A 16,229-nucleotide genomic window follows, 5' to 3' on the forward strand; every position below is an offset into this window, starting at 1 on the left:
TCCGCAGCGCCAGGGCGGGCACCGGAGGCCTCCGGGCGGGTACCGTGTGCGTCGGCTGTCTCCCGGCACCGGTGCCGGCCACCCACCTCTTCCCAGGGAGTCGACGAGTGAGCGAGCGGACCCAGAACCGGTCGAAAACGGAGCGGCGACTGGCCGCTCAGCTGGCCGCGCAGAAGGCGGCAGAGGCGAAGCGCCGCCGGCAGGCATGGCTCGGTGGCCTCGCCGCCCTCGCCGTGGTCGCGGTGCTGGTCACCGTCTTCGTGATCGTCGGTCAGGGGGGCGACGACGACGCTGCCCCGCAGGCCGACGCCTCCCCGTCCGCGACCGCCGCCGGCGAGCAGGCCCCCGCCACCCCCGCCGCGCCGCAGCTGCCCGAGGGCGCGGATCCGGCCTTGAACACCGCACCCAAGGTCACCGCCGGCAAGGGCGACCTGACGAAGCTCACCGTCACCCCGCTGATCAAGGGCACCGGCCCGGCGGTGAAGGCCGGCCAGACGATCACCACGAACTACGTGGGCGTGCTCTACAAGGACGGCAAGGAGTTCGACTCGTCGTGGAGCCGGGGCGAGCCGGCGAGCTTCCCGATCGGCGTCGGCCAGGTCATCCCGGGCTGGGACCAGGGCCTCGTCGGGGTCACGGTGGGCAGCCGGGTGCAGCTCGACATCCCCTCCGAGCTGGCGTACGGCGACGACGCCGCCAACGGGGTCTCCGGCCCGCTGCGCTTCGTGGTGGACGTCCTCGCCGCCCAGTGATCGACCGGCGTACCGGTTCGTCCCGCTCCGTCACCTGATGGTGATGCAGTTGACCACAGAGGGCTTCCGGCCCGTTACGCACCTCCAGTAGGTTCCGGGGTCACCCTGGGTCGTTTCGGCCCGGGGTCGACCTCGGACGCGACGTGGAGGTGCACGTGCACGTGACGGCGCTGGACGACCTCGGCCGGACCGCTCGACTTCTGTGGCGGTACTACGAACCGGTGCACGCGGTGACGTACTTCCACCCGCGCAGCCGAGCCGCGTACGAGGCGGCCGGGCTGCGCGGGTACTGGCGGGGGTACTTCGCGGGCCGGGCCGCGCCGCTCGGCGCTACCGACGCCGCCCCGGTGATCGCCGCCTTCTTCTCCTTCGCACCGTCGATGGTGAGCCGGGCGCTGCCGGCCGTGTGGCGGCTCGCCACCCCGCAGGAGGCGTTGCGGGCCCGGCTCACCGGCGCGGTGCAGGCGCTCGCGGAGCTGACCTACGAGCTGCCCGAGACGCACCTGGCCGAGGCCGCGGAGCTGCTCGAGGTGGCGGCCGGCGCGGCCGAGACCGGTGGTCGGGTGCTCGGCGCCGCCAACGCCGCCCTGCCCGCCGGCGAGTACCCGCTGGCCCGGCTCTGGCAGGCCGCCACGACTCTGCGCGAGCACCGGGGCGACGGGCACGTCGCCGCACTCGTCGCCGCCGGCCTCGACCCGGTGGAGACGCTCGCCTGGCGGGTCGCGGTGGACATGCCCGCGGTGAACCTGCTGGGGCGGGGCTGGACCGAGGAGCAGTGGCGGGGCGCCCGGGAGCGGTTGACCGAGCGCGGCTGGCTCACGTCGGACGGGAAGCCGACCGAGCGGGGCCACGCCGGTTTCCAGGCGGTCGAGGAGGCGACGGACGCGGCGGCCGCCCGACCCTGGCGGGCGCTCGGCGCGGACCGGGTCGAGCGGCTCTGCGAGGTGCTGCACCCCGTCACCCGCGCCTGCCACAAGGTCCTGCCGCCGGACAACCCGATCGGGCTACCGCCGCTGCCGGAGTGACCGTGCGCCCCGCCCACCACCCGCGCACCCTCACCGGGTGGGGCGAACGCCCGGCCCGCCCGGCTTGCCGGCGATGGGCGATCGGGCAGGATGGGGACGTGGTGGATGCGGTGATCTTCGACCTGGACGGCGTGATCGTGGACTCCGAGCCGGTCTGGGAGGAGGTCCGGCGGGCATACGTGGCGACGCACGGCGGTACCTGGCAACCGGACAGCCAGCGCCGGCTGATGGGGATGAGCACCGGCGAGTGGGCCCAGTACCTGAGCGGCGAACTCGGCGTCACTCGTACCGCCGAGCAGGTGGCCACGGAGGTGGTCGACGAGATGACCCGGCGCTACGCGGAGCGCGTACCGCTGATCGACGACGCCGACGAGGTGGTGCGCCGGATCGCCGCGCGCTGGCCGCTGGGGCTCGCGAGCTCCTCGCCGACCCGGCTGATCGCCGCGACGCTGGCCGTGACGGGGCTGACCGACTCGTTCCGCACGACGCTCTCCACCGAGGAGACCGCCCGCGGCAAGCCGGCGCCGGACGTGTACCTCGCCGTGGCCCGGCGGCTGGGCGTCGACCCGACGCGCTGCGCCGCCGTGGAGGACTCGTCGAACGGGGTGCGGTCGGCGGCCGCCGCCGGGATGCGGGTGGTGGCGGTACCGCACGGGTCGTACCCGCTGGATCCGGACGCGGCGCAGCTCGCCGCGGTGACGCTGGGTTCGGTCGACGAGCTGACTCCCGAGGTGGTGGAGCGCCTGCCGTGAACCGCCGCCCCGGCAGGGCCGAGCACATACGGTCGGCTTGAGTGCGGTGGGCACCGGTTCAAAGCACGAGAGAGGACGGCGATGAAGGCGATCGTGTACGAGCGCACCGGCGATCCGTCGGTGCTTCAGCTGGTCGACCGGCCGGTGCCGGAGCCGGGGCCCGGTGAGGTCCTGGTGCGGGTGGCCGTCTCCGGGGTGAACCCGACCGACTGGAAGGCGCGACGGAACGGGCCGGTGCCGGGCGGGTGGCAGATTCCCGGGCAGGACGGCGCCGGGGTGGTCGAGGCGGTCGGCGAGGGCGTGGACCAGCAGCTGATCGGCGAGCGGGTCTGGCTCTGGGAGGCCGCCTGGCAGCGGCCGTGGGGCACCACTGCCGAGTACACCGTGGTGCCGGTCCGGCAGGCGGTGAGCCTGGGCTCGGCCTCGTTCGACCTGGGCGCCTGCCTCGGCATTCCGTTCCTCACCGCGCACCGCTGCCTGACGGTGGGCGAGTACATGCCGCAGAAGCTGCACGCGGGCGCGCTCAGCGACCACACGGTGCTGGTGCAGGGCGGCGCGGGCGCGGTGGGCAACGCGGCGATCCAGTTGGCGCGCTGGGCCGACGCCTGCGTCGTCGCGACGGTGAGCAGCCCTGAGAAGGCGCAGCTCGCGGCGGCGGCCGGTGCCACCCACGTGATCAACTATCGCGAGCAGGACGTGGTGGCGGAGGTCCGCAAGATCGCGCCCGACGGGGTGCACACGATCGTCGAGGTCGCTCCCGCGGCGAACGCGGAGATCGACGTGCAGCTGCTGCGCAGCGGCGGCGCGGTCTGCGTGTACGCCAACGACGGCGGCGACGAGGTCACCCTCCCGATCCGCCCCTCGATGACGCCGAACGCGCGCTGGCAGTTCGTGCTGGTCTACACCGAGCCGAAGGCGGCCAAGGCGCACGGGGTCCGCGACGTCTGCGCCGCCGTCGTGCAGGGCGCGATCCGGGTGGGCGAGGAGGCCGGGCTGCCGCTGCACCACCACCCGCTCAGCGCGGCCGCCGCGGCGCATCAGGCGGTGGAGAACTCGGTGGTCGGAAAGGTGCTGATCAGCACCAGCGAGCAGTGACGTCCCGGCACGATCGGATTTCGCCGTCATCGGGACGGAGGCGAACAACTCTCGCAATAATGGATTTGCGGGTCGCCCCGCGTGGAACGGGCGGCCCCGGCGCGGTGCGAACGCCGGGGCCGCCCCTGGGGAGGAGAGTCTCTCCTCAGTCAGGCGTCAGCCCGTGCGGAAACGTTACGGGGCGCTCAACACCCGTACGGTGAGTTCGCCCTCGGCGTACCGCGAACGGACGACCTTCTTGTCGAACTTGCCGACGCTCGTCTTCGGCACCGCCTCGACGAACGCCCACCGCTCCGGCAACTGCCAGCGGGCCACCGACGCGGCGAGGAAGTCCCGCAACTCCTCCGCGGTGACCGAGGCACCCTCCCGGAGCACCACCGTCGCGAGCGGACGCTCGTCCCAACGCTCGTCCGGCACCCCGACCACGCAGGCCTCCAGCACGGTCGGGTGCGCCATCAGGGCGTTCTCCAACTCGACCGACGAGATCCACTCCCCGCCGGACTTGATGACGTCCTTCGCCCGGTCGGTAAGGGTGATGAAGCCGTCCGACGAGAGCGTTCCCACGTCCCCGGTACGCAGCCAGCCGTCGCGGAACTTCTCCTCGTCCGGGGCGTCGTCGCCGACGTACCGCGCGGTGACCCACGGCCCGCGGACCTCCAGCTCACCCACGGACGTGCCGTCGGCGGGCAGCTCCTTTCCGGCCGGCCCGACGATGCGCGCCTGCACCCCGGCCGGAATCCGCCCCTGCGTGTAGCGGTAGCGCCAGGCCTCCTCGCCGCTCGCCCCGCGAGGCGGCCGGGAGACCGAACCCAGGGGTGACATCTCGGTCATGCCCCAGGCATGGACGACCTGGACGTCGTACCGCTCGGCGAAGGCGTGCATCAGCGCCGGCGGGCAGGCCGAGCCGCCGACGATCACCTCCTGCAACGAGGAGATGTCCACCTCGTGGGTGTCCAGATAGGCCAGCAGGTCGGTCCAGATGGTCGGCACCGCACCCGCCAGGGTGGGCCGCTCGGCGGCGATCATCGCGGCGATCGGCTCGGCCTGGAGGAAGCGGTCCGGCATGATCAGCGACGCGCCGGAGAGGAACGCCGCGAACGGCAGCCCCCACGACATCGCGTGGAACATCGGCACGATGGCCAGCTCCCGATCGGTCGGCCGGAGCCCGAAGCCCTCCGGCATGCAGACCTGGAGGGTGTGCAGGTAGATCGAGCGGTGCGAGTACGCCACGCCCTTCGGGTTGCCCGTCGTCCCCGAGGTGTAGCAGAGCGCCGCCGCGTCCCGCTCGTCCACCTCGGGCCAGTCGTACGTGTCGGGGCGGCCCGCGAGCAGGTCGTCCCAGCGGTGCACCGTGATCCGGTCGCCGGCCGCCTCGACGAGCGGAGCCGGATCGCCGCCACCGACCACCACCACGTGGCGCACGGTGGTCATCGCCCCGATCGCCCGGGCCAGCAGCGGGATCAACGTGGTGTCGACCAGCACCACCCGGTCCTCGGCGTGGTTGGCGATGTAGGCGACCTGGTCCGGAAAGAGCCGGAGGTTCAGCGTGTGCAGCACGGCGCCCATGCTCGGCACCGCGAAGTACGCGACCAGATGCTCGTTGTTGTTCCACATGAAGGTGGCGACGCGCTCGTCACCGGTCACGCCGCACTCGGCGCGCAGACCGTGGGCGAGACGGGCGGCGGCCCGCCCGACCTCCGCGTACGTCATCCGGCTGGGCTCGGCGCCGGTCCAGGTGACCACCTCGGCCGTGCCGTGCACGGTGGCGCCGTGGTCGAGGATCCGGGAGACCTGGAGAGGGGCGTCCATCATCGTGCTCCGCATGGCTGACAAATTAGTGTCGTCGGTCACATCTTGGGAACCCCGGAAAGCCGTCCGCTCCGAGCCGCGACTCGTAGATTGTCCGGGTGAGCATCTCCTGGGCCGATTCCTACGTGGGGCAGCTACGCGCCATCGCCGGAGACCGGACGCTGATGTTCGTCGGGGCCCGAGCCGTGGTGCGGGACAACGCCGGGCGCGTCCTGCTTATCCGGCGGTCGGACAACGGCCAGTGGGCGATGCCGGCCGGCGCGATGGAGCTCGGTGAGTCGATCGCCGACTGCGCGGTACGCGAGGTGCGCGAGGAGACCGGACTGCGGGCCCTGCGGGTGTGCGCGTTCGCCCTCTACACCGGCCCGGACCGTACGCACACCAACATGTACGGCCACACGTACCAGATCTTCACGACCGCGTTCCGGGTCGAGGAGTGGGACGGCAGCCTCGCCCGGGTGACCGACGAGACCACCGACGCCGCCTTCTTCCACCGGGAGCAGTTCCCGTCGCCGCTCTCCGCCTCGGTCCTGGAGACCCTCGCCGACCTGGACGTCTTCGAGCAGACCAACCGCCTGATCCTGAAGTGACGCCGAAGGCGGCCCGCAACCGCGGATCCGCCTTCGACCGTTGCCCGCGCCGCCTTCGGCCGCTGTCGGGGCCGCCGCATCGCCTTCGACCGTTGCCCGCGGCCACGGCGCCGGGCGCCGGGGCGTCCGGCGCTCAGATCATCGTCTGGGAGTTGGCCTCCATCTGGGCGGCGGCCTGGTCCTTGGACTCCTGCGACAGTGGCTTGCCACCGGCCGCCGGCGCCTTGCCGCCGAGCGGGTCGGCACCACCGGTGGCGCCCTCCGGGCCGGCCCCGCGCAGCTGCGCGTTCGGCATGGCGACCGTGACCAGCACGGCCACGATCGCGATCAGGCCAGCGGTCAGGAAGACCGGGTGCAGCGCCGCCACGAACGCCTCCTGGATCGCGTTCCGGACCGGCCCGGGCAACGCCATGATGGTCGCCGGGTCGTTGATCGAGATGTTCGTCCCGCCGGCCGCCTCCGCGGCGGCCCGCTGGTCGGGGGGCAGCTGCGCGATCGCGGCGGGCAACCGACCGGCCAGCCCGGTGGCGAGCCCCGAGGAGAGCACGGTGCCGAGGATGGCCACCCCGAACGAGCCGCCGAGCGACCGGAAGAAGGTCGCCGAGGAGGTGCCGGCACCGAGGTCCCGGACGGAGACGGCGTTCTGCACGGCGAGGATCAGCGACTGCATACAGAGACCCAGCCCGACGCCGATCACCACCATGTAGAGGAAGGCCAGCCAGAGCGTGGTCGCCACGTGCAGCTGGGTGAAGAGCAGCATGCCGACGACCAGCACCACCGAGCCGATGACCGGGAACCACTTGTAGCGCCCGATCCGGGTCATCGCCCGGCCGGTGAGGATCGAGGTGCCGATGATGCCGACCATCATCGGCAGCATCAGCAGACCGCTCTGGGTCGGCGAGGCGCCCTTGACGATCTGCAGGTAGAGCGGGATGAAGATGATCGACCCGAACATCACCAGGCCGATGACGAAGACGGCGGTGTTGGCCAGCGCGAAGGTACGCAGCCGGAACAGGTGCAGCGGCAGGATCGGCTCGGCGACCCGGCGCTCCTGGAGCACGAAGAGCGCACCGAGCACCACCCCGGCCACGATCAGCCCGATGATCACGCCGGAGCCCCAGGCGTACTCGTTGCCGCCCCAGCTCAGCGCCAGCAGCAGGGAGCTCACCCCGGCCACCAGCAGCGCCGCGCCGAGCCAGTCGATGCTCCGCTCCCGCTGCTCGAACGGGATCATCCGCATCACGTGGTAGCAGACCACGATCGCCACGAGGGCCAGCGGGACGTTGATGTAGAAGATCCACCGCCAGTTCGTCTCCGCGAAGTACCCGCCGACGAGCGGGCCGGCCACCGAGGCGATGCCGAAGACCGCACCGAAGAGACCCTGGTAGCGGCCGCGTTCCCGCGGCGAGAGCACGTCCGAGATGATGGTGAACGCGAGCGTGATCAGGCCACCGGCACCGAGGCCCTGCACGCCCCGCGTGAGGATCAGCTGGGTCATGTTCTGCGACAGCCCGGCCAGCAGCGAGCCGACCAGGAACGCGCCGATCGCGAAGAGGAAGACCGGACGCCGGCCGTAGAGGTCGGAGATCTTGCCGTACAGCGGCGTCGACGCGGTCGAGGCGAGCAGGTACGCGGTCACCACCCACGAGTAGTGGTTGATCCCGCCCAGCTCGCCGACGATCGTCGGGAGGGCCGTACCGACGATGGTCTGGTCGAGCGCCGCCAGCAGCATGCCGGTCATCAGGCCGACCATGAGCAGGCGGATCTGCCGGCGGTTCAGCATGGTCCCGGGTTGCGCTTCGCTGGTCACCCGCCCTTCTTTCCCGGCAGGCGAGGAACATGCCCCGACTGGAAGATCTCGCACTGTCGATCATGAGGTTGGCGGCGGCTCCGGAGATCGAGAACGCCGTCAACCTCATGATCACCGGGTTAGTGGCGGCCCTCGGCGAACTCTTCGACGATCTTCGCGCAGAAGGCGGGGAGGTCGTCGGGCTTGCGGCTGCTGACCAGCCCGTTGTCGGTCACGCACTCCTCGTCGACCCAGCTCGCGCCGGCATTGACGAGATCGGTGCGCAGGCTCGGCCAGGAGGTGATCCGGCGGCCCCGCACCACGTCCGCCTCGATCAGCGTCCACGGCCCGTGGCAGATCACCCCGACGGGCTTGCCCGCGTCGAAGAACGCGCGCACGAACCGGACCGCATCCGCGTCCGTACGCAGGAAATCCGGATTCGCCACCCCACCGGGCAGCACGAGCGCGTCGTAGCTGCCGGCGTCCGCGTCCGCCGCCGCGACGTCCACGTCGTAGGTCTTCGAGTGGTCGAGGTGGTTGAAGGACTGGATCGAGCCCGGCTTCACCGAGACCAGCTCGGCCGTCGCGCCGGCCTTCTCCACCGCCGCGCGGGGCTGGACGTACTCGACCTCCTCCACCCCGTCGGCGGCCAGGAAGGCGATCCGCTTGCCCTGAAGTGTCGTCGCTGACATCTGCTGAACATCTCCTCTCCGAGGGGTACGGCTGGATCGTTCCCGGGACGCAAGGTACGAAAACCCCGGCCGCGGTGACCGCCGCCACCGTGCGCAGCCCGCCCGCGACCGGGTTTGACCCATCGGGCCGGGGGGATCCGCAACGACATGGCAGAAGCAGCAGCGGAACAGCGGCGGCTCGCCAGCGTGGTGGAGAGCTGGCAGGGACGCCCGGTCCTGGTGATCGGTGACGCCATGCTCGACGAGTGGCGGTTCGCGGAGTCCGACCGGCTCTGCCGGGAGGCGCCCGCGCCGGTGCTCACCCTCCGCCGCCGGATCTCGGCGGCCGGCGGAGCCGCGAACACCGCGGTCAACATCGCCGCGCTCGGTGGCCGCGCGTTGCTGGTGGCCCCGGTCGGCGCCGACGTGGCCGGCGACGAACTGCACGACTGCCTCGACCGGGCCGGAGTCTGGGACCGTACGGTCAACCAGCCCGGCCGGCCCACCCCGCTGAAGCGGCGGATGCTGGCCGGCAACCAGATCCTGCTCCGCGAGGACTCCGGTGAGCCGGACGACCCGCTGGACCCGGAGGGGGTGCAGCGGCTGCTCACCGCGCTGGACTGCGCCACCGAGGAGCTGCGCGCCGTGGCCGGCGGGGAGGCGCCCACCATGGTGGTCTGCGACTACGGACTCGGTGCCCTACCCGCGCCGGTACGCGCCTGGCTGGTCGCCAACCGGGAGCGCTACGCCACCGTGGCGCTGGACGCGCACGACCTCGCCGACTGGCGCGGTCTCGCCCCGACCGTCGTGACCCCGAGCTTCGCCGAGGCGACCCGCCTGCTGGCCCGGGCCGCCCGGCGCAGCGGCGGCACCGAGCTGCACCTCGACCACCCGGACGGCGACCCGGCCGACGGCCCGTCCGAGCTGACCGTCGGCGCCGCGCCCGGCGACCGTACGACCCGGGCGGAGGACTCCCCGGCGGTCCGGGCGAGCACCGGCCCGACCGGGTCCGACCCGGCGGGCACCGGTCCCACCGGCGAGCCCACCCCGGGCGAGGGCCGGGTGGCGATGACCGGCGACGGGCTCAGCGTGACGGCGACCGGGGTCACGGTGAACGCGGCCGCCGGCGAGGGCGTCGATCGCGCCATGCTGGCCGAGTCGCGCCTCGCCGAGCTGCACGCACACACCGGCGCCGACGTGGTGGCGGTGACCCTGGACACCGAGGGCGCGGTGGTCGGCGCGGCCGACGGGGAGCGGCGACGCAGCCACAGCACCCCCGTTCCGGCCAGCCACGCGGTGGGGGCCGGGGACGCGTACCTCGCGGCGATGACCCTGGCCCTGGCCGCCGGTGCGCCGCTGTCGACGGCGGCCCAGCTCGCCCAGCTCACCGCCACCATCACCGTCTCGGACACCGGGACCTGCGTCTGCCGCCGCGAGGATCTGCTCGCCGCGCTCGACCAACCGGTGCGCGACGCCGAGCACCCGGTGGTGGTCGACGGGGACGAGCTGAGCGCCATCGTGGCGGCGCAGCGCGACGCGGGCCGCTCGGTGATCTTCACCAACGGCTGCTTCGACGTGCTGCACCGGGGCCACGTCCGCTACCTGGAGCAGGCCCGCGCCCTCGGTGACCTGCTGATCGTGGCGGTGAACGCCGACGAGAGCGTGCGCCGGCTCAAGGGGCCGGACCGCCCGGTGAACCCGGTCGAGGACCGTGCCACCCTGCTCGCCGCCCTCTCCTGCGTGGACCATGTGGTGGTCTTCGAGGAGGACTCGCCGGCCGCCCTGATCGAGGTCGTCCGCCCGGACGTGTACGTCAAGGGCGGCGACTACCCGCCGGAGATGGTGCCGGAGGCGCCGCTGGTCCGCCGGCTGGGCGGGCAGGTGCGCACCCTCGGCTACGTGCCGGACCGCTCCACCTCGCGGATCATCGAGCGGATCCGTACGCACGGCCAGGAGCGGGAGACCGACCCGTCGATGTCCAGCAAGCCGTCGTGAACCGGCCGCTCGATCCGGGCACTCCGGAGCAGTTCCGCGCCGACCGGTTGGTCGACGTGCTGATCCCGACCCGTAACCGCCCCGCCGAACTGGCGGTCACCCTCTCCGGGCTGGCTGCCCAGGAGGAGGTGCCCGGGTTCGGGGTGGTGGTGAGCGACCAGTCCGACGGGGAGCCCGCGTACGCCCATCCGGCGGCGGCGACGATGGTCCGGGCGCTACGCCACCGGGGTCACCCGGTGCTGCTCACCCGCCGGCTGCCGCGCCGTGGGCTGGCCGAGCACCGGGCGTACCTGCTCGCCGCGTCGACGGCCCGGTACGTGCTCTTCCTCGACGACGACGTCTGGCTGGAACCGGGGACGCTGCACCGGCTGCTGACCGTGCTGACCGAGCTCGGCTGCGGGTTCGTGGGCAACGGCGTGCACGGTCTCTCCTACCTGGACGACGTACGGCCCGAGACGCACGGGCACTACGAGGAGTGGGGCGGCAGACCGGTGCCGGAGCGGATCCGTCCGGACACGCCGGAGTGGAACCGGGCGCGGATCCATTCGGCGGCGAACCTGCTGCACCTGACGGAGAAGCTGGCGCTCTCATCCGGGGCCTGGCGCGCGTACAAGGTCTCCTGGATCGGCGGGTGCGTCCTCTACGACCGGGCGAAGCTGGTCGACTCGGGCGGCTTCGACTTCTGGCGACGGGTGCAGGAGAAGCATCAGGGTGAGGACGTCGCCGCCCAGCTCGCCGTCCTGGCCCGGCACGGGGGCGCGGGGGTGCTGCCCAGCGGGGCGTACCACCTGGAGTCGCCGACCACTGTCACGGAGCGGGACGTCGAGGCGTGGGAGGTCGTCCTCGCCGACGAGGACGCCGCCCAACCGGCCTGAGGGTGTCGTCCCCGTCAGGGGAGCAGCTCGTGGGCGGCCTCGAGCACCTCGGCCACCGGCACGTCGGTCACGAACGAGTCCCGGTGCGGGCACCCGTCGTCGCCGGGGCGGTGCGGGTAGATGTCGGTCGTGCAGTCCACGCCGCAGACCGGGCAGCGCACCGTCCAGGAGATGATCGGCCGGTGCCGGCCGCGCAGCGGTGTCGCGGTGTTGATGAGGTTGCCGACCCAGAAGATGCCGACCGTCGGGGTGTTGACCGCGGCGGCCAGGTGCAGCGGCCCGGTGTCGTTCGAGACGACCAGCGCGCACTCCGCGTAGCAGCCGGCGAGCCCGCCGAGGCTGAGCGTGCCGACCTGTGGCCGGACCGGCACCCCGGCCGCCGCGACCACCCGATCCACCACCTCCCGCTCGGCCGGGGTGCCGGTGACCAGCACCTCGTACCCCGCGCCGACCAGGTCGCGGGCGACCTCGGCGAAGCGTTCGGCGGGCCAGCGCCGCCGGGTGTCGGTCGCGCCCGGGTGCAGCGCCACCCGGGGCCGCTCGACCGGGCCGAGCACCTCGGCCGCCTCGGCCCGGTCCACTGCGGTGACTGCGAGCGCGGGCACGATCGTGGTGGCCGGCGCGCCGACGAGCGCCGCCACCTCCAGGTAGCGGATCACCTCGTGCTGGTAGTAGACGTACCGGATCCACCGGTCCAGCGGCGGCGCGTTCTCGGTGCGCAGCCCGGCCGTCACCCGGGCCCCGAGCGCGCTGATCAGCGGGTTCGAGTTGGCGCCACCGCCGTGCAGCTGCAACGCCAGGTCGAAGCGCTCCGTGCGGGCCGCCGCGAGGAACTCGTCGGTCGTCGCCGGCTTCTCGTCGGGCTCCGGCCGGCGGATGCCGTCCGCGGGCGGCACCACCAGCACCCGGTCCACCGGGCCCGGCCGGTCGCGCCAGAGCTGCACGTGCCACGGCGCGCCGAGCAGCACGATCTCCGCCTGCGGGTACGTGGCCCGCAGCGCGTCCAGCGCCGGCAGTACGAAGATGAAGTCGCCGAGCGCGTTCGCGCGCAGCACGGCGATCCGTTCGACCTCGGGTACACGCTCGGCGACCGGACCGAGCAGGGACGGGGCGACCACGCCGGACCGCTAAGGCCTGTCGATCTCGCCGGCGGCGGTGTCCGGGCGGTGCAGCTCCCGGTCCGCGGCGGGATCACCCGGGGCCGGCGTACGGCTGCCGAGCGGGCCGGTACGCGGCCCGGTACGGCCGACGGTGATGGTGCGCGGCGCGGGCCGGGCGGATCGCGGCAGGTGGACCCGGAGCAGCCCGTGGTCCATCACCGCGTCGATGACGTCCGGGTCGACGCGGCTGGGCAGCTCCACGCGGTACTCGAAGCCGCGGGCCTCGAAGCCGCCGGGAATGCCCTGGTCGGCGTTGACCTCCGCCTCGGAGCGCGCCCGTACGCACAGGTCTCGATCGTCCAGCTCGACGGCGACCTCCTCCGGTGCCACGCCGGGCAGCCGGACGATGACCTCCCAGCCGTCGGGCACCTCGGTCAGCTCCACTTCCGGCGGACCGGAGCGACCGCTGACCAACCGGCGCAGCTCGGCGCGGAGCGACTGGAGTTCGCCCATCGGGTCCCAGCCCTGTTGCCGGCCGCGCCAGCGGCCGAGCCCGCCACCCTGTTCGCTCATGCCGTGCTCTCCCTCCGGTCGATCACGACCTGAGGCTCAACCGCGCAGTGCCCGATGATTCGCTCGCTCCGCTCGCTCATGCCGTGCTCTCCCTCCGGTCGATCACGACCTGAGGCTCAACCGCGCAGTGCCCGATGATTCGCTCGCTCCGCTCGCTCATGCCGTGCTCTCGCCCATGCCGTGGTCTCCCCTCGGATCAGCGCGTCCGCGGAACGCGGTACCCCGGGCCGCAGCCGGCAAACCTTGGTCCGGCCGGTCGTACGCTGGGCGGCACGGGCCGCAGCGTGGCGGCGCCACCCGCACACTTACTCACCCCCGGGAGGACCTGTGACGGTGGAGATCACGTCGGCGGAGGAGCTACGCGAGCTGCTCGGCGAGCCGACGGCGCACGCCGCCAACAAGGAGCGCGTCCGGCTGCACGACCTGGACCGGCAGTGGCTGGCCGCCTCGTCGTTCTGTCTGGTCGCGACGGCCGGCGCGGACGGCAGCTGCGACGTCTCGCCGAAGGGCGACCCACCGGGCTTCGCTCTGGTGCTCGACGACACGACGATCGCGCTGCCGGAGCGGCCGGGCAACCGGCGGGCGGACGGCTACCGCAACATTCTGGAGAACCCGCACGTCGGGCTGCTCTTCATGATTCCGGGGCGCTCCGACACGCTGCGGATCAACGGACGCGCGCGGCTGGTCCGGGACGCGCCCTGGTTCGAGGAGTTGACCGTCAAGGGTCACCGTCCCGTCCTCGCCGTGCTGGTGGAGATCGAGCAGATCTTCTACCACTGCCCGAAGGCGTTCCTCCGCTCGCAGCTGTGGAAGCCGGAGAGCTGGCAGCCGGAGGTGCTGCCCTCCCGGGCGCGGCTCGTGAAGGAGCTGGAGGCGCCGGAGAAGGAGCTCGCGGAGTTGGAGCGCCACTACGGCCCGGACTACCTGCGCAAGCTCTACGCCTGATCGGTGCCGCGTGCCGAATCGAGGTCGCCAACCCTATTGCTAAAGACATCTTTATAAAGATAGCTTTAGCGTATGTCGCTCTCCAGGACGAAGCTGACCGACCCGAAGGCCCTGCGGGGGTACGCACACCCGCTGCGGATGGCGCTGCTCGGGCTGCTGCGCGCCCACGGACCGATGACCGCCACCCAGGCCGCCGAGCAGCTCGGCGAGAGCGTGCCGAACTGCTCGTTCCACCTCCGCCAGCTCGCCAAGTACGGCCTCGCCGAGCGGTCACCGGGAGCGGACGCCCGGGAGCGGCCCTGGCGCGCCACGGCGCTCGCCACCTCCTGGGACGACGACTCCGACGACCCGCAGGTGCGCGCCGCCACCGACGAGTTGAACGCGGCCCAACTCGCGCTCTACACCCGCCGCGCGGAGGAGTTCCTCCTTCGGCGGGCCGACGAATCCGCGGCCTGGCGAGCCGTCACCGGCTTCAGCGACCAGTCGCTCTACGTGACCGCCGACGAGCTGGCCGAGCTGACGCGCCGGCTCGACGAGGTGCTCTCCGAGTACGACGATCGGATCCTCGACCCGTCCCGGCGGCCGGCAGACGCGCGCCGGGTCAGCCTGATCCAGCTCGCGGTGCTCTCGCCGTCACCGACCGACGGCGCCCGGCCCGCCACGCCGGCACCCACCACAGAGGCGCCCGAGGCACCGGGCGGCGCCCGGTGAGCGGCGATCCGGCCAGCGGCCTGACGCCCGGCGGCCCGACCTCCGGCGACGCCGTGCCGACCCGCACCGCTACCACCGGCGGCGCGACCGGCACGGTGCCCAACGGCGGCGCGACCGGCACGGTGCCCAACGGCGGCGGGACCCGCACGGTTTCCGGCGGTGGACCGACCGGCATCGCGCCCGACGGCGGACCGATCGGAACCGCGCCGACCGGCGGCCCGACCGGTGCCGTGCCCAACAGCGGACCGATCGGGGCCGGAACGATCGACGGCCCGACCGGCAGCGGCCCCGGTGGCTCGCTCCGCCGCCTCCGGCTGCCTCGGCTGCTGCAGGAGCGGATGTTCCGCCGGTACTGGGCGGCGCAGACGGTGTCGTACTTCGGAGACGAGATCTCCACGCTGGCGCTGCCGCTGCTCGCCGTGCTCATCACCGACGCCGGGCCGACCCAGATGGGCTACCTGACCGCCGCCGCGCTGGCGCCGAACCTCCTCTTCTCCCTGCTCGCCGGGGCGTGGGTGGACCGGCTCGCCCGGAAACGGCGCATCATGGTCCTCAGTGACGTCGGCCGGGCGCTGCTGCTCGCCACGATCCCCGCCGCCTACCTGCTCGACGTCCTCACCCTGGCCCAGCTCTACGGCGTGGCGTTCGCGGTGGGCACCCTCGCGGTCCTCTTCGAGGTCTCCCGCGGGCCGCTCTTCGTGTCCCTGGTGGAGCGTCGGGACTACGTCGAGGCGAACACGCTGATCAACGGCAGCCGGGGGTTGTCCCTGGTCGCCGGGCCGAGCATCGGCGGTCTGCTGGTGCAGCTGCTCACCGCACCGATCGCGCTGGTCGCCGACGCGCTGTCGTACGTCTGGTCCGCCGCCTTCCTGGCCCGGATGCGCACCACGGAGCCGGCGCCGGTCCGCGGCCGTGGCCTGGGGATCGCCGCCGGCCTACGGTTCATCGCCGGAACGCCGATGATGCGGGCGATCGTGCTCGGCACCACCACTGTCAACCTCTTCAACTTCATGTTCGCCGCGCTCTTCGTCCTCTACGCCACCACCGAGCTGCACCTCTCGCCCGGCCTGCTCGGTACGGTGCTCGGCGCGGGCGCGGTGGGTGGCCTCTTCGGCGCCGCGGTCACCGGCCGGCTGACCCGCCGCTTCGGCATCGGCCCGACGATGGTGACCGGCTTCCTGCTCTTCCCCGCTCCGCTGCTGCTCGTTCCGCTGGCCGACGGCCCGACACCTGTGGTGCTGGGCATGCTCTTCGCCGCCGAGTTCTTCTGCGCCGTCGGCGTGATGGTGCTCGACATCGTCACCGGTTCCGTGCAGACCGCCCTCACCCCGGAGACGATGCTGGCCCGGGCCACCGGGGTACGACGCACGATCAACTACGGCATCCGGCCGATCGGCGCGCTCATCGGCGGTGCCCTGGGTGCCGCGATCGGCGTACGCGAGGCGCTCTGGATCGCGACCGTGGGCGCGTTGGCCGGCGTGCTCTGGGTGCTCTTCTCCCCCGTCCGCCGCCTACGCGAGCTGCCCGAAGCGGTCGAGGCCTGACCT

Annotated in this window: 15 protein-coding genes; 10 read left to right on the top strand and 5 right to left on the bottom strand. The window is 72.8% G+C overall.

Features of this window, described 5'->3' with window-relative positions:
- Positions 1-71: 71 nt before the first annotated feature.
- From D7147_RS02840 to D7147_RS02855, 4 genes are all read left to right on the top strand, one after another.
- Positions 72-752 carry an FKBP-type peptidyl-prolyl cis-trans isomerase gene (locus D7147_RS02840; RefSeq protein WP_120673970.1) on the top strand — a complete coding sequence of 227 codons (681 nt, stop codon included), beginning with the start codon at positions 72-74 and terminating at the stop codon, positions 750-752.
- A 170-nt stretch (positions 753-922) separates the two neighbouring features.
- The gene (locus tag D7147_RS02845; RefSeq protein ID WP_407663306.1) at positions 923-1,777 is read left to right on the top strand and encodes an SCO6745 family protein; all 855 of its coding nucleotides are present in this window, start codon (positions 923-925) and stop codon (positions 1,775-1,777) included.
- Between the two features lie 98 nt (positions 1,778-1,875).
- A complete protein-coding gene (locus tag D7147_RS02850) occupies positions 1,876-2,529 on the top strand; it encodes an HAD family hydrolase (protein ID WP_120673649.1) in 654 nt (217 codons plus the stop codon).
- Positions 2,530-2,610: 81 nt separating this feature from the next.
- Positions 2,611-3,624: an NADPH:quinone reductase gene (locus D7147_RS02855; protein ID WP_120673650.1), complete on the top strand. Its 1,014-nt coding sequence runs from the start codon at positions 2,611-2,613 to the stop codon at positions 3,622-3,624.
- 174 nt (positions 3,625-3,798) lie between these two features.
- Here the strand turns inward: D7147_RS02855 and D7147_RS02860 are convergent, their stop codons facing one another.
- The gene (locus D7147_RS02860) at positions 3,799-5,433 is read right to left on the bottom strand and encodes a fatty acid--CoA ligase (RefSeq protein ID WP_199734068.1); all 1,635 of its coding nucleotides are present in this window, start codon (positions 5,431-5,433) and stop codon (positions 3,799-3,801) included.
- A gap of 98 nt (positions 5,434-5,531) precedes the next feature.
- On the opposite strand from D7147_RS02860, the gene D7147_RS02865 reads away from it, so the two are divergent.
- Positions 5,532-6,023: an NUDIX domain-containing protein gene (locus tag D7147_RS02865; RefSeq protein WP_120673652.1), complete on the top strand. Its 492-nt coding sequence runs from the start codon at positions 5,532-5,534 to the stop codon at positions 6,021-6,023.
- Positions 6,024-6,156: 133 nt separating this feature from the next.
- On the opposite strand, the gene D7147_RS02870 is transcribed toward D7147_RS02865, so the two are convergent.
- Together D7147_RS02870 and D7147_RS02875 are read right to left on the bottom strand one after the other, a co-directional pair.
- On the bottom strand, positions 6,157-7,833 hold the full coding sequence (locus tag D7147_RS02870) for an MDR family MFS transporter (RefSeq protein WP_233562884.1): 1,677 nt from the start codon (positions 7,831-7,833) through the stop codon (positions 6,157-6,159).
- A gap of 119 nt (positions 7,834-7,952) precedes the next feature.
- On the bottom strand, positions 7,953-8,504 hold the full coding sequence (locus D7147_RS02875) for a type 1 glutamine amidotransferase domain-containing protein (protein WP_120673654.1): 552 nt from the start codon (positions 8,502-8,504) through the stop codon (positions 7,953-7,955).
- A gap of 147 nt (positions 8,505-8,651) precedes the next feature.
- On the opposite strand from D7147_RS02875, the gene rfaE2 reads away from it, so the two are divergent.
- Positions 8,652-10,478 (top strand): D-glycero-beta-D-manno-heptose 1-phosphate adenylyltransferase, encoded by a 1,827-nt coding sequence (gene rfaE2 / locus D7147_RS02880; protein WP_120673655.1) that lies wholly within the window; start codon positions 8,652-8,654, stop codon positions 10,476-10,478.
- On the top strand, positions 10,475-11,353 hold the full coding sequence (locus D7147_RS02885; protein WP_120673656.1) for a glycosyltransferase family 2 protein: 879 nt from the start codon (positions 10,475-10,477) through the stop codon (positions 11,351-11,353). Before rfaE2 ends, D7147_RS02885 begins: the two co-directional genes overlap by 4 nt.
- A 14-nt stretch (positions 11,354-11,367) precedes the next feature.
- Here the strand turns inward: D7147_RS02885 and D7147_RS02890 are convergent, their stop codons facing one another.
- Together D7147_RS02890 and D7147_RS02895 are read right to left on the bottom strand one after the other, a co-directional pair.
- Entirely contained in the window at positions 11,368-12,471 is a 1,104-nt protein-coding gene (locus D7147_RS02890; protein WP_120673657.1) for a glycosyltransferase family 9 protein, read from the bottom strand.
- Between the two features lie 9 nt (positions 12,472-12,480).
- The gene (locus D7147_RS02895) at positions 12,481-13,026 is read right to left on the bottom strand and encodes an Hsp20/alpha crystallin family protein (protein WP_120673658.1); all 546 of its coding nucleotides are present in this window, start codon (positions 13,024-13,026) and stop codon (positions 12,481-12,483) included.
- A gap of 327 nt (positions 13,027-13,353) precedes the next feature.
- On the opposite strand from D7147_RS02895, the gene D7147_RS02900 reads away from it, so the two are divergent.
- From D7147_RS02900 to D7147_RS02915, 3 genes are all read left to right on the top strand, one after another.
- Positions 13,354-13,971 (top strand): pyridoxamine 5'-phosphate oxidase family protein, encoded by a 618-nt coding sequence (locus tag D7147_RS02900; protein ID WP_120673659.1) that lies wholly within the window; start codon positions 13,354-13,356, stop codon positions 13,969-13,971.
- 72 nt (positions 13,972-14,043) lie between these two features.
- Positions 14,044-14,682 carry a winged helix-turn-helix domain-containing protein gene (locus D7147_RS02905; RefSeq protein WP_120673660.1) on the top strand — a complete coding sequence of 213 codons (639 nt, stop codon included), beginning with the start codon at positions 14,044-14,046 and terminating at the stop codon, positions 14,680-14,682.
- Positions 14,679-16,226: an MFS transporter gene (locus tag D7147_RS02915; protein ID WP_325050629.1), complete on the top strand. Its 1,548-nt coding sequence runs from the start codon at positions 14,679-14,681 to the stop codon at positions 16,224-16,226. The genes D7147_RS02905 and D7147_RS02915 overlap by 4 nt, the downstream gene beginning before the upstream one ends.
- The last annotated feature ends 3 nt before the right edge of the window (positions 16,227-16,229 follow it).

Origin of the sequence: Micromonospora musae, assembly GCF_003626545.1 — a bacterium.
Taxonomy (GTDB): Bacteria; Actinomycetota; Actinomycetes; order Mycobacteriales; family Micromonosporaceae; genus Micromonospora; species Micromonospora musae.

What these genes read in the sequence shown, in the direction of transcription:
- D7147_RS02860 (WP_199734068.1), bottom strand. Translation starts at nt 5,433, where the DNA reads ATGGACGCCCCTCTCCAGGTCTCCCGGATCCTCGACCACGGCGCCACC.
- D7147_RS02905 (WP_120673660.1), top strand. Translation starts at nt 14,044, where the DNA reads ATGTCGCTCTCCAGGACGAAGCTGACCGACCCGAAGGCCCTGCGGGGG.
- D7147_RS02895 (WP_120673658.1), bottom strand. Translation starts at nt 13,026, where the DNA reads ATGAGCGAACAGGGTGGCGGGCTCGGCCGCTGGCGCGGCCGGCAACAG.
- rfaE2 (WP_120673655.1), top strand. Translation starts at nt 8,652, where the DNA reads ATGGCAGAAGCAGCAGCGGAACAGCGGCGGCTCGCCAGCGTGGTGGAG.
- D7147_RS02875 (WP_120673654.1), bottom strand. Translation starts at nt 8,504, where the DNA reads ATGTCAGCGACGACACTTCAGGGCAAGCGGATCGCCTTCCTGGCCGCC.
- D7147_RS02855 (WP_120673650.1), top strand. Translation starts at nt 2,611, where the DNA reads ATGAAGGCGATCGTGTACGAGCGCACCGGCGATCCGTCGGTGCTTCAG.